Here is a 12514-nt window from a genome sequence, read left to right as displayed (position 1 = left end):
GATGTAAGCGGTTTGCCGCCGCTGCCGCATCCGGGGCGGGTCGCGCCCATGGGCTGATGCCGCGCTCCTACTGCCTTCTCTCAAAAGGATAAATCCCCCCGAAAGCCGCACAATCATGACGCGAGTTGTGGTCGCCGGCACATCCCACGGTAATCTTTTGGCTTGAAGTTCAGGCGATCATCGAAGAGGCACGCGCCGCCGCCGCCGCAAAACCCTCAATCCGATCTAGGCAACGACAACGGAGACCCCACCCGCCATGCCACTGCCCAGAGTATTCATATCGACCGACCTCAGGCTCGCCGCCGAGGAGAAGGACGACTCCCAGTCGCTCATCCATGCGCTGCTCTACCAGGACAAGATGAACATCGTCGGCATCGCCGCCACCCCGTCCAAGTGGAACGCCCAGGACGGCCTCGTGGGCGACATCGACCGCATCATCGACGTCTATGGCCTCGACCACGCCAAGCTCGCCGCGCGCAGCGGCGACTTCAAGACCGCCGAGCAGTTGAAGGCCATCAGCTGGCAAGGCGCTCTCGACACCGCGCCGAGCCAGGGCTGGTCGAACCCCACCGACTCCTCCCGCGCCATCATCGCCGAGGCAAAGAAGGCCGAGGCCGCGGGGGAGGTGCTCAACGTGCTGACCTGGGGTGGCGAGACCGACCTCGCGCAGGCCCTCCACGACGACCCCTCCATCGCGCCGCACATCCGCTTCTTCAGCATCGACGATCAGGACGAGGCCGCCTACGCCTACATCAAGGCGAACTTCAAGGGCGCCTTCGACATGTGGGTGGACAACCTGTCGACCTTCAGGGGCACCTACGCCAGCCCGGCCGGGGGCGAATGGACGCAGGACATCATCAAGGGCTGGCACGAGGTGAACGCGCGCGGCCACGGAGCGCTCGGGGACTTCTTCGCGGAACTGTCGGGCGACATCTTCAACGTCTCGGGCGTGAAGATGGGCGACAGCCCCACGGTGTTCCGCTTCCTCAGCGGCGATCAGAACGACCCTACGAAGGAAAGCTGGGGCGGCGAGTTCGTGCAGCAGCCGTCGGGCGGCCCGGGGCGCTACTACACCGACAACCCTGACGACGCGCTCGATTTCGACCGGCCCGACACCGACGGCGCCATGACGATCTACGAGGACCGCTCGGCCTGGCTGGCGGACTTCGCCGCGCGCCTCGACTGGCTGAAGGGCGACGCGCCCCAGCCCACGCCGACCCCCAAGCCGACGCCCGCACCCACGCCGACGCCCCCACCGACGGCAGGCGGCAACCTCCTGAAGGACGCATCCTTCGAGGGGCCTTCGGTCGCGACCGGGCAATGGGCCGAGCTCGGCTCGACCGCCGGCTGGACGGCCATCGCGGGCGGGCGCATCGAGGTGTGGGACGCCCACAATAGGGTGACGGCCACGGACGGCTCTCAGTTCGTCGAACTCGACTTCGATGGCGCGCGGGACGGCTTCTTTCAGGACGTCAATGCCGCCACCGGCGAGACCTACACGCTGAGCTTCGACCTGCGCGCGCGTCCCGGCGCACCCGTCTCGAGCCAGGGCGTAGAGGTGGTGTGGAACGACCGCGTCGTGGCCACCGCCACGCCGGGAACGGACTGGGGCACCTTCACGACCACCGTCACGGGCACGTCCGGCACGGACCGATTGACCATCCGCGAGGTGGCCTCGCAGGGCGGCGACGGTCTGGGCGCCCTTCTGGACGACTTCGTGCTCGTCCGGTCGAAAGCCCCGACGGGCGGCACAACCCCCGACGTGGGCGAGGCGCCCGCGCCCATGCCCACGCCCTCCCTGCCGGCTGCCGGCAACCTCCTGAGGGACGGGTCCTTCGAGAGTCCTTCCGTCGCGACCGGGCAGTGGGCCGAGCTCGGCTCGACCGCCGGCTGGAAAGCCATTCCGGGCGGGCGCATCGAGGTGTGGGACACCCACAATGGCGTGACCGCCACGGACGGCTCGCAGTTCGTCGAGCTCGACTTCCATGGCGCGCGGGACGGCTTCTTTCAGGACGTCGACGCTGCCGCCGGCGAGGCCTATACGCTGAGCTTCGACCTGCGCGCCCGTCCCGGCGCGCCTGTTTCGAGCCAGGGCGTCGAAGTGGTGTGGAACGACCGCGTCGTGGCCACCGCCACGCCGGGGGCGGACTGGGGCACCTTCACGACCACCCTCACCGGCACGGCCGGCACGGACCGGCTGACCATCCGCGAGGTGGCCTCGCAGGGCGGCGACGGTCTGGGCGCTCTCCTCGACGACTTCGTGCTCGTCCGGTCCGATGCCCCGACGGGCGGCACGGGCCCCGACACCGTGTCGGTCCGGGTCAGCGGCGATGCATGGGAGGGCGACCCCGCCTTTGCGCTCCTCGTCAACGGCGTGGTGGTGACCCCGTCCGCCATCGTCACGGCGGACCGCGCGGCGGGGGACTGGCAGACGCTCACCTTCACGGGCGACTGGGACCTCGACGGAAGCGATCAGGTCGGCATCAGGTTCCTTGAGGACAGTTATGCCGGGCCCGGCCGCGACCGCAACCTGTATGTCGACGAGGTCAGGCTGAACGGCGAGGTCAACGGTGCGGACAGGACGTTCCTTCAGGCCGGGACCGAGACCTGGGATTTCTGACGGGCCGGGCACGGACGACAGTCCGGCGTCGGCGGCCCGGTGCAGGTCCTCTCCCTGGCCGGTTCAGGCAGTGTCAGAAACCGTCGCACGGGGGTCCGCATCCGGCGGACCCTCCTCATCCGGTCGGTGCGCCCGTCAGGCCCGCCGGGCCGCTTCGTGGGCTGCGACGATCGCTCAGCGGATGCCCCGCGCAGCCAGAGATCCCCTCTCCTGCCCGCGAGGGGGAATCGCGTCCAGCATCCCCGGTGCATCCGCAGCCGGGGTCCTGCTTCGACCCGGGGCGCAAGTGCGGCGATCTTGACGCAGCCGTCAGACCCGGACCGGCCGCGCCGGGTGCGCGGCCCGAGGTGAGACCGTCAGCAGCGAAGCAATAAGCCCGCCTCCGATCCGCCGGCGACGCGGGAGCGTCCGACCGGAGGCGACCCCGCCTCCTAGGGCAGATCGTCCAGCAGCATGGGATAAAGCAGGCCATCCGCACCCGGCTGGCCCAAGTAGTTCACCCAGAGGTCCGAGGAGGCATTGTACCGCCGGTAGCGCTCCAGCTTGTCGTAGAGGTCATTCACCAGAGCCTGCTGCTCCGAGATCGACATCCTCACCCAGTCGTCGGAGGTGATCGTCATGATCCGCGAGCGATAGGGCAGCCCTTCGAGCAGTTCCGACACCGCGACCGCGCCGGCGAGCGTCTCGTCCTGCCGTCGCGACACCCGTTCCGGGCGACGGCTCATGTCGGCGGCAGCGCCCAGCACCTGCTCGAAGAAGCGGTCGGGATCGAGCACATTCGTCTCGGCCTTCTCGACGATGATCTGCAGCGCCTCGGCCAGATCCGACAGCTGCGCCTTGGACAGCAGGAGCCGGATCGACACGGGCCGCAGCGCGGGCCGGGCGAAATCGCGGTCGGCGATCACCGCCTCGAAGACGTCCGGCGCCTCGGCCCCCTCCTGCCGCCCCAGCCAGGCCAGATGCAGCGTCTGCATCGCCTGCCCCATGGCCTCGGCGATCCCGTCGCCTTCGGCCGGCGGTGCGGTCCCTGCCGACATCTGGCTCACCACGACCTGCCCGAGCCGCCGCGCCGCCGCCTCATAGGCCGAGGCTTGCCCCTGGGCTACCGGGAAGTAGAGCGGCGGAAGGTTCGGAAAGCTCGTCAGCTCGCTGTAGAGCCGCTGCGCCCGGTCATGGTCGCCCACCTCGCCGCCCTTCGGCGTCAGCAGGTGCATTACGGCGATGTAGCCGCCGAGATCCTCATGCACCAGCCGGTTCAGCGCCTGTCCGCTGAGGCCGGTGCCGCTCAGGTCGTCCGTGGCCTCGCGGGGTCCGGCGTCGGTCACCAGCACGAGGAAGCGCACGTCGTATCCCGACCAGTCGAGCGAGGTCACCGCATGGTCGATCCCGGTATAGCTGTCCTCCCGGAAGTTCCGGCTCGAGGCTGTCGCCTCGGACATCTGCGCGATCCCGGCGAGGAAGCCCTCGGCCGTCCGCCCCTCCTCGAGGGTGACGAAGGTGCGCGCAGCATAGTCCAGTGCCGGCTGGCCCTTCAGGCTGTCGCGATAGCCCACCAGACCGAAGGACACCCGGTCGCTCAGACCCGCGGCCGCCACCTCGCCATAGACCTCGCGCAGCGCATCGCGGGTGGCGCTGATGTACGGCGCCATGGAATGCGTGGTGTCGACGACGAAGACGATGCCCGCGCGCATCGGCTGGCCGATGGGTTGCGCGGCCTCCGACGGCGCCTGCGCGCGCGCCACCGCCACCTTCAGCAGGTTCACGAAGGCGCCGCTTTCGAACAGCGCCTCCTCGGCCGAGAGGATCGGCAGGACGTGCAGCCGCTGCCGCTGGTCGATCGCCTCGCGCGGCCCCAGCGCAACGATGCGGTCGGAGGGCGCCCCGCTCTGCTCGGCCGCCTCGGCCTCGGCGCGCAGCGCGGCCGCGTCGCGGCCCGGGTCCTCGGCCTCGACCACCTCATAGGCGGCATCAAAGTCGGAAAAGAACAGCGTGCGTTCCAGCCCCGCCGTCACCTCCAGCGTGGCCACGATGTTCTGGTTCCAGTCGGCCACCTCTTGGGCCGGCAGCCAGCCCAGATCGCTCCCATCCTGCCCCGGCCCGACCTTCACCCAGCCGTCCTGACGCGCATAGACGTAGAACTGCTGCAGCGGCACGACCGGCCCCAGAGACCGGCCGCCGGGCGTCTCCAGACGCTCGCCCGCCTCGCGCACCAGAACGCGCTGCGGCAGGGCGGACTTGCCCTCCATGACCAGCGGACGGACATCCCCGGCCCAAAGGGCGGTGGCGGCGAGGCTCAGAACCAGGACCAGCAGGCGCAGCATCGTCATTCTCTCAGCAGGACAAGGGCTTGCCGCGCCTCGGCCGAGCCGAGGTCCGCAGCCGCCTGATAGTTCCGCCGCGCGGCCGAGGCATTGGGCGCCTTGAACGGGCTGCGGCTGGCGTTGAAACTGGCCGGATCGTACATCCGCCCCAGCGCAAAATAGGCTTGCCTCCGGGTCTCGGGCGGGCCGGCCTGATCGTTCGCCAGCGCCATCAGGCTTGCGAAGGCCGTCTCGACATCGCCCGCGGCGAAGCGGCTTTCGATTTCAGCAAGCGGATCATGGGCGGCCACAACCGCGCGGGCATCGGTGACCACGCGGCTGCCCGGGGGCGTGTCGAGATACGGCAGGGCGAACCACAGGCCCGCCCCCGCGGCGGCCAGAACGCCCGCACCGGCCGCAAGCGCCAGACCCGATCGGCGGGGCGTGCGGGCCGGCGCCGCCCGTTCCAGCCCCGGCGCCGCCTCGGCGAACAGCTTCTGCAGATCGGCGGGGCGTTCGTCGGGCCGGGTGCGCAGCATCGCTTCGAGCAGCCGCGCCAGCGCCGGAGGCAGGCCCGCATCCCGCGGGATCGTCACGTTCTCCCGCCGCACCTCGACCGCGGCCATGCCCATCCCCTCGCCCGGCACCTTCAGCCCGCAGACCTTCATCAGCACAAGGCCCAGCGAGTAGATGTCGGAGGCCGGCCCCACCCGCGCCCCGTGCAGCCCGAACTGCTCGGGCGAGGAATAGGAGTACTTCCCGGCATAGCTCGCCCCGATGATCGAGGCCTCGGTCCCCGAGGTGTTCGAGGCGAGCCCGAAGTCGATCAGCTTGCAATGGCCGATGTCGCCGTCGGGCAGCATGATGTTGTCGGGCGCCACGTCGCGGTGCACGATGCCGAGCGCGTGGATCGCCGCCAGCGCCCCCGCCATCCGCCGCCCCAGCCGCAGCACGTCGCCGGGCGCGAGCCGCGCCCCGCGCTCGAGGTAATGCGACAGCGGCTGGCCGTCGACGAACTCCATGATCAGGTACAGCCGTCCCTCGCGGTCCTGAAGCGTGGTCTCGTAGCGGATCACCGCGTCGCTCTGGACCTTGCGCAAGAGCTGCGCCTCGCGGCGGAACAGCTCGACCGCCTTGGGCACCAGCGCGATCTCGGGCGTCATCACCTTGATCGCCACCACGTCCTGCGTCGTGAGGTTCACGCCGCGCCAGGTCGTGCCCATGCCGCCCTGCCCCAGCCGCGCCTCGACGCGGTAGGTGTCCTGGATCACGTCGCCGGGCTGGAGTTCGCTCGCCATCGCCGTCACCCCGCCGTCACACTCGGCGCTGGTTCAGCGCGACATGCTTGGTGAAGGTGCGGATGTCCATGATCTGGAAGCAGATGCCTGCGAAGACCAGAGACAGCGTCACCCCGAAAAGGATGAACAGGAAGCCGTAGAGGATCACCGTGCTGTCACCCATCAGCTGCATCGGCGAATAGCGGATGATCATCGCGCCGGTGTAGCAGGACAGGGCGACGTTGAAGCCGGTGGCGATCCAGATCAGGACGGCGAGCGACTTGTTCAGAAAATCCCGCATGGGGGGTGCTCCTTCAGGTTAGCGGGCCTGCGCGGCCGCGATCTGTTGCATGTCGGACCGGATGGCGGCGAGGTCGTTCATCCCGCTCCGGGCCCGCCGGTCGAGATGGGCCTGCACCGCGCCGAGGCAGGCGCCGCGCCGAGGGCCGCGGCTCTCGTGCTCGTCCCGCACGGCCGCGATCTGCGCCGCCAGCAGCTCCTGCGAGAATTCGGCCGAAAGGCCCTCGATCAGGTTGGCATAGTCGACGCTTTCGCGGCCGACCGCTTCCTCCATCTCGCGCAGCTTCGTCTCGGCCTCGGCCCGGGCCTCGGCCACCTCCTGCGCCAGTGCGGTGTCGCCGCTCGCCTCGGCCTCGGCGGCCAGCCCGTCGTAGCTCGGCACCAGCGCCGCGATGGCAAGCGCGTTCAGGTAGCGCTGCACGATCTGGTCGCAGGTCAGCACCGACGAGCCGAGGATCATCCGGATGGTCCGGTCGCGCTGCGCATTCGTCTCGGCGCGGGCCTCGCGGATCGTCCGGGCGATGGTGGCAAAGCGGCTGCGGTCGGCGGCATCGCCGGCCTCGCGCTGAAGCCGGTCGAGCAGCGCCAGAACCTCGGCCTCCGAGGCCGCCGAGTCGAGCGCAGGGTCGGCCCGCGACAGGGTCTCGAGCGCCGCCGCGACCGCCTTCGCCTGCTCGGCCGAGGTGATCGAAAGCGCGGACAGCACGAGCCGCCCCCCGGTGAAAGCCTCGCGCGTCACATCCTTCGAATGCGCGTCGAAGGGAGGCACCTCGAACCGGGTTGCGCTGGTGATCTGCTCGAGCGGCGTGCGCGCATCGCCGCCGCGCTTGACGTAGCCGCCGGCCTGACCGTGCAGCCGCCCGTGGCGCACCATCGCGAAGGGGGTGAGCACATATTCCGAGACGTTGCCCAGCATGTCGTGCAGCCCGAGCGGGTTCGGCGCCAGCGTTCCGATCGCCTGCACCTTGCCGCCCGCGCTGTCGTTGCCGCCATGCGCGATGTATTCCGATGCCGCGTGACCGGGCGGGATCGGCGGCAGCGCGCCGCGGAACAGCGCCGGATCGACGGCAAGACCGCCCCGGGCGGCGAACTCCCACTCCTCCTCGGTCGGAAGCCGCAGATGGGCCGGCGCCGCACCGGCGAGGGCGACGCTTTCCGGCGCGTTCCGCATCAGCCAGACCGTCAAGGCCTGCGCGAAGGCGTCAAGCTCGGTCTTCGTCACGCCCGTTACCGGCAGGAAGTCGCGCCGGCGCGGCTCCTTCTGCGGGCAGCCTTCCGTCACCGCACGGTACTGCGCCTCGGCGATCTCGTATTTCGCCATGTAAAACATGGCTTTGGCTTCCGCCTCGCCCGTCCCCGGAAACCCTCCCGAGACATAGGAGCGCCGCGTGCCGTCCAGATAGGGCTGGTCCTCGTCCTCGCGACCGAGGATGACCGGAACGTCGCCCACCGCACCGTCGGCATTGGGTGTCGCCACCGGGCGGAATGCCATCGCGCCGCCGCAGGGCATCGGCAGCACGAGGTCGCCCTCGGCCGGCTGCGGGTTCCAGTATGTCTCGTCCACCGTGATCCCGCCCGCCGCGGCGGGCGGCGCGGCCAAGAGGATCGCCAGCGCAAGACCCCATGCCCTAGCCATGACGCAACACCTCCTCGCTCGGGATCCGCAGCACCGCCGCCATCGCCCAGAGCGCCGCGGTCAGCGCCGTCACGCAGGCAAGCGCAGCCGCCCCCCCCAACTGGTCCGGCCTGAGGCGCGCGAGCGCCGCCCCTTCGGTCACGGAGGGAAAGCTCGCGTTGATCAGCGCCAGCGCCGGCAGAACGAGGGCAAGCGAGAGCCCGAGCCCGGTCCCGATCAGCACGAGGCTCTGGATCAGCGGAACCGTCGCGCGCTGGACGGGCGTCAGGCCCAGCATCCGCAGCAGGCTGAAGGCCAGCCTCCGCCGCTCCACCATGCCGCGGAGATTGGCGCTCATCGCGGCCCAGAATCCGGCGGCGGCCAATGCGGCGACCGCAAGATACAGACGATCCGCGCCCCGCCGCAGCTGCAGCAACAGCGCCGCATTCTCGGCGCGGGGGCGCACCGCAACACCGCGCCCCTCCAGCGCCGCCGAGAGCGGCCCGAGATCCGCGAGAGTCCGCGCATAGAGGCGGAAGCTGGCAAAGGCCGCAGGCGGCGCGGCAATCTCCAGCCAGCTTTCGGGCGTGACGGCGGGATCGTCGCGGAACCGCTCGATCGCCAGCATGTCCGGCAGCGAGAGGAACAGCGCCGAGCGACCGTAGCGCTCGGCCGGAACGATCCCCGCCACCTTCAGCGGTCGCCGCGCCGTCTGCTCGAGGCCGTCGATGCGCCGTCCGATCACCATCGTCAGCACCGCGTCGGGCGCCACCCCCAGCGACTTCGCAAGCTGCGCGCTCAGCCAGACCCGGCCCGGCCCTACCTCCCCCGCCAGCAGCGGATCGCCCGCGGCCGAAACCACCAGCGGCACCTCCCGCACCATCTCGCGGCGGGGAGCGGAGGCCACGACCGCATCCGCAAGGGCGTTGATGCTGCGCGTGGCGGGGACGACGAACCCCGCCTCGGGCCGCGCCTCCAGCCAGCGGAAGAAGCCCTCGTCATACGCGCCGGCCCCCACCGCCAGCAGTTCGCGGTTCGCCGGATCGTCGACCAGCCGCTCGACCATCGTGTCGAGCGCACCCGTCTTCAGCGCGAGCAGGATCAGCATGGGCGCCAGCACGCCCACCAGCGCCGCCACGAAGCAGAGCGCCGAGATCCAGTCGTGCCGCAGCTCGCGCAGCGCCAGAACGAGGGGCAGCGGCATCAGACCGCCTCCGACCGGAAGACCGAGCGCGTCACTGCGCCCGCAACCTCCACCCGATGTCGCACGCGGCGGCAGGCGGCAAAGGCGCTTCCCGCGATCTGGTGGCCCGCGAGCAGCACGGCCGAGCCCGCCTCCCCGGCAAGGCGCAGGATCAGCTCCTCCACTGCGCGGACATTGGCGGGGTCGAGGGCCGAGACCGGCTCGTCCAGCAGCAGCAGCCGCGGCCGCGCGAGCATCGCGCGCGCCACGGCCGCGCGCTGGCGCTGGCCCACCGATAGCTGCGCCGGAAAGCGGTCCATCAGATCGACAAGGCCGAGCGAGACCACCACCTCTCGTGCCCAGTCCGGCGCCACCCGCAGCCGCGCGATGCGCGACGGCAGACCGATGTTGTCGCCCATGGTCAGATAGGGCACCAGCGCATGTGTCTGGAGCACGAAGCCCACCGCCGCCGGCCCCGGCGGGCGCGACGCCACGGCCAGATCGTGCCCCGCCACCCGATGCCGCACCGGCCGCGCCTGAGGCGCAACCGCCCCCGCGACCAGCCCGAGCACCGTGCTCTTGCCGCTGCCGCTGGGCGCATCCAGCACCAGAACCTCGCCGGGGGCGACCGAGAGCCGCTCGATCGTCACCTCGAACCGCTCTCCCAGCCGGACCGAAAGATCGCGGATGTCGGCGACCGCGTCCGATGCCGCCAGATCGGGGGGCGCCAGATCCTTCATGACCCCGCCCTCAGCCGGATCTCGACCTCGCCGCCCAGCACCAGAACCGTGGCCTCGCCCACCTGCCGCGGCTGGTTCGGCGGCAGCGGCCTGCCGTCGACCATCGTCCCGTTGGTCGAACCGAGGTCCGTCGCCATCAGCCGCCGCCCCTCGAGCGTCAGCCGCAGATGCTCGCGGCTGACGCGCGGGCTGTCGATCGCCACCTCGGCCGCGCCGCCGCGTCCGAGGATGACGCCGCGTTGCAGGCTCGCCCGTCCGATGCCGCACCGCTGGCGCGATCCGCCCGTGGCGATGGTCAGCGTCAGCGCGACCCGGGGCGCCGCGGGCTCGCCACCCCGGCCGCCGGCCGCAACCGCCATCGCGGCCATGACCAAAGCCAGCGCGGCGCCGGTTCCGCCGAGGATCATCCAGATCGGCACCCGGCCGTCCGTCACCGTGGCAGCCGGTGGCGCCGCAGCCGGAGAGGCCGGCTCTCCGCCGCAACTGCCGCCGGCCGTCTGCATCGGAAGCCCGGCCTCGGCCAGAAAGTCCGCGATGGTGCCGGCCGAGGCGGCGAGGTAGATCCCGGCCGCGTCCGTCGCAATCATCGTGTTCACCCCGATCACCCGCCCGCACCGGTCGAGCAGCGGTCCGCCGGAATTGCCGGGGCTGAGCGGCGCGGTGTGCTGGACGATCTCAAGCTCGGCCGAGGCCCCGCGCCAGGAGCCGTTCAGCACGCGGCTGACGCTGCCGCCGGTCAGCGTGGTCTCGAAGGCGGCGATGTTCATGTCGCGCCCCATGGTGGCGTCGGCCGCGGCGGGATAGCCGATGGCCACCACGGCCTCGCCTTTCGCGAGCCGTCGCGTGTCGATGGCGAGAGGCGGGGGCGAGGGCGTGCCGATCTCCTCGGGGTCGAGGCTCAGCGCCGCCAGGTCCTTCTCCTGCGAGACGGCAAGGACCGTGCCGCTGTAGATCGAGATCGCATCGCCGTTCTTGAAGAAGACGGCAATGTCGCCGCCGTTCTGAACAACATGGAAATTGGTCAGGTACAGCAGCCTGCCCCCGGCGCCCTGGCCGAAGACCATGCCGGCGCCGGTCCTCATTCCGCGAGGAAGGTCCACGAAGATCCGGCCCACCGAGGCGTCGGTCAGCCGGGCGACGGCGCTGAAATCCTGTGCCGCGGCGGCCGCGGCCCAGAGCAATCCGACAAGCGCGCAGAGAAGTCTCATCATCGGTAGGCCACCCAGTCGGGCTGGCGCGAGACGACGCCATAGGACACCGCCGCCCCCGCGATCAGCAGCATCAGGAGCACCATGGCGATGGACTGGCGGTTCACGGGGCGTCGCTGGCTGCGCGGAACCGACGAGGAGGGCGAGGGAGCGGCCCCGGTGACGGTTCGGCGCGGCGTCGGCGGCGGAGCGGACCCCATCTCGACGCCGGCCATGTAGGCGAACTGGCGTACCGTCCGCGGCCGCGCCTCGGGCCAGAGCGCGCAGCCGGCATCGACCGCCGAGGCGAAGGCGGGCGAGTAGCTGCCGCGCAGCCGCCGCTGCGCAAGAAGCGCCGTCAGCGGGACGTAAGGGTCGGGCGCCCCCGCGGCGACCGCCGCCGCCCGGTCGGGCGCGCTGGGGGGCAGCTGCCGCGTCGCCATCTCGTAGAGCATGACGGACAGCGAATAGATGTCGCTCCACGGCCCCTCCTCCAAGGGCTGCGCCGAACGCACCTGCGCGCGGGGGAACAGCTCGACCGGGGCGTAGCTGCGGGTGAACATCGCGAGCGACCCGCGCTGCCCCGAGGGGCGCGCGGCGCCGAAGTCGATCAGGATCGGCTGCTGGTCGCGGCGCGAGATCATGATGTTGGCGGGCTTCACATCGCGGTGGACGAGGTTCGTCGAATGAACCGTCTCGAGCGCGAGGCAGATCGGGGCGAGGAAGCTGCGCAGCAGATCCTCGGCGATGAAGCCGGTGCGCTGGAGCGTGGCCTGCGCGAGACGGCTGAGCGGCTCGCCCTCGATGAAATCCATCGCGCAATAGGCGGTGCCGAACTTCTCGAAGGCGCCGCGCACCCGCACCAGACCGGCCTGCTGCGGCAGCGCCTTCAGGATGTTCGCCTCGGTGATGAAGGCCCGCAGACCCTCCTCGTACATCCGCTCGGCCCTGGGCAGCGGGCGGACGAAGCCCTGCGCATCGCGATGGGCCATGTCGCAGGGGAAGTATTCCTTCAGCGCGACGGTGGCGCCGGTCTCGAGCACGTTCGCCCGGTAGGTGATCCCGAACCCGCCCCGGCCGATCTGGTCCGTGATGACATGGCCGGCGATGCGCGTGCCGTTGGGAAGGCGCGGCTCGGTCATCAGATCTCGTCCGCTCTGGCCGGAGCGTTGTCCCTGGACGGATGCCCCTCGCGGGCTGCGGGTCGTCGTGCAGGTGCCGGGCTGGCCTCCGGTGCAGCAGCCTTCCGGGGCTGCGCCTCCGGCTCTGCGTGGCCTCCCTCGGAGGGTTGA

The 12514-nt window shown here is 70.9% G+C and carries 9 protein-coding genes; 1 reads left to right on the top strand and 8 read right to left on the bottom strand.

The window, feature by feature from the left end:
* Positions 1–256 precede the first annotated feature (256 nt).
* Positions 257–2620, top strand: coding sequence for a nucleoside hydrolase-like domain-containing protein (locus RSP_RS16335; protein ID WP_011339071.1), 2364 nt, complete (start codon positions 257–259; stop codon positions 2618–2620).
* 431 nt (positions 2621–3051) lie between these two features.
* Here RSP_RS16335 and RSP_RS16330 read toward each other — a convergent pair whose 3' ends face one another.
* The 8 genes from RSP_RS16330 to RSP_RS16295 are packed head-to-tail and all read right to left on the bottom strand — an operon-like array spanning position 3052 to position 12364.
* Positions 3052–4941, bottom strand: a complete 1890-nt coding sequence (locus RSP_RS16330) for a vWA domain-containing protein (protein ID WP_227590661.1) — start codon at positions 4939–4941, stop codon at positions 3052–3054.
* 2 nt (positions 4942–4943) lie between these two features.
* The gene (locus RSP_RS16325) at positions 4944–6218 is read right to left on the bottom strand and encodes a serine/threonine-protein kinase (RefSeq protein WP_023004198.1); all 1275 of its coding nucleotides are present in this window, start codon (positions 6216–6218) and stop codon (positions 4944–4946) included.
* A 16-nt stretch (positions 6219–6234) separates the two neighbouring features.
* Entirely contained in the window at positions 6235–6498 is a 264-nt protein-coding gene (locus tag RSP_RS16320; protein WP_002723655.1) for a hypothetical protein, read from the bottom strand.
* Positions 6499–6516: 18 nt separating this feature from the next.
* Complete coding sequence (locus tag RSP_RS16315) at positions 6517–8133, bottom strand: formylglycine-generating enzyme family protein (protein ID WP_011339068.1); 1617 nt, start codon at positions 8131–8133, stop codon at positions 6517–6519.
* Positions 8126–9316 (bottom strand): ABC transporter permease family protein, encoded by a 1191-nt coding sequence (locus tag RSP_RS16310; RefSeq protein ID WP_011339067.1) that lies wholly within the window; start codon positions 9314–9316, stop codon positions 8126–8128. The genes RSP_RS16315 and RSP_RS16310 overlap by 8 nt, the downstream gene beginning before the upstream one ends.
* On the bottom strand, positions 9316–10035 hold the full coding sequence (locus RSP_RS16305; RefSeq protein ID WP_011339066.1) for an ATP-binding cassette domain-containing protein: 720 nt from the start codon (positions 10033–10035) through the stop codon (positions 9316–9318). The genes RSP_RS16310 and RSP_RS16305 overlap by 1 nt, the downstream gene beginning before the upstream one ends.
* Positions 10032–11246, bottom strand: coding sequence for a trypsin-like peptidase domain-containing protein (locus RSP_RS16300; RefSeq protein ID WP_011339065.1), 1215 nt, complete (start codon positions 11244–11246; stop codon positions 10032–10034). The genes RSP_RS16305 and RSP_RS16300 overlap by 4 nt, the downstream gene beginning before the upstream one ends.
* Entirely contained in the window at positions 11243–12364 is a 1122-nt protein-coding gene (locus RSP_RS16295; protein ID WP_011339064.1) for a serine/threonine-protein kinase, read from the bottom strand. The genes RSP_RS16300 and RSP_RS16295 overlap by 4 nt, the downstream gene beginning before the upstream one ends.
* Positions 12365–12514 lie beyond the last annotated feature (150 nt).

This window comes from Cereibacter sphaeroides 2.4.1 (genome assembly GCF_000012905.2).
Taxonomy (GTDB): domain Bacteria; phylum Pseudomonadota; class Alphaproteobacteria; order Rhodobacterales; family Rhodobacteraceae; genus Cereibacter_A; species Cereibacter_A sphaeroides.
Note: the sequence above shows the minus strand (reverse complement) of the source record. Positions and strands in the feature narration are given on the sequence as shown.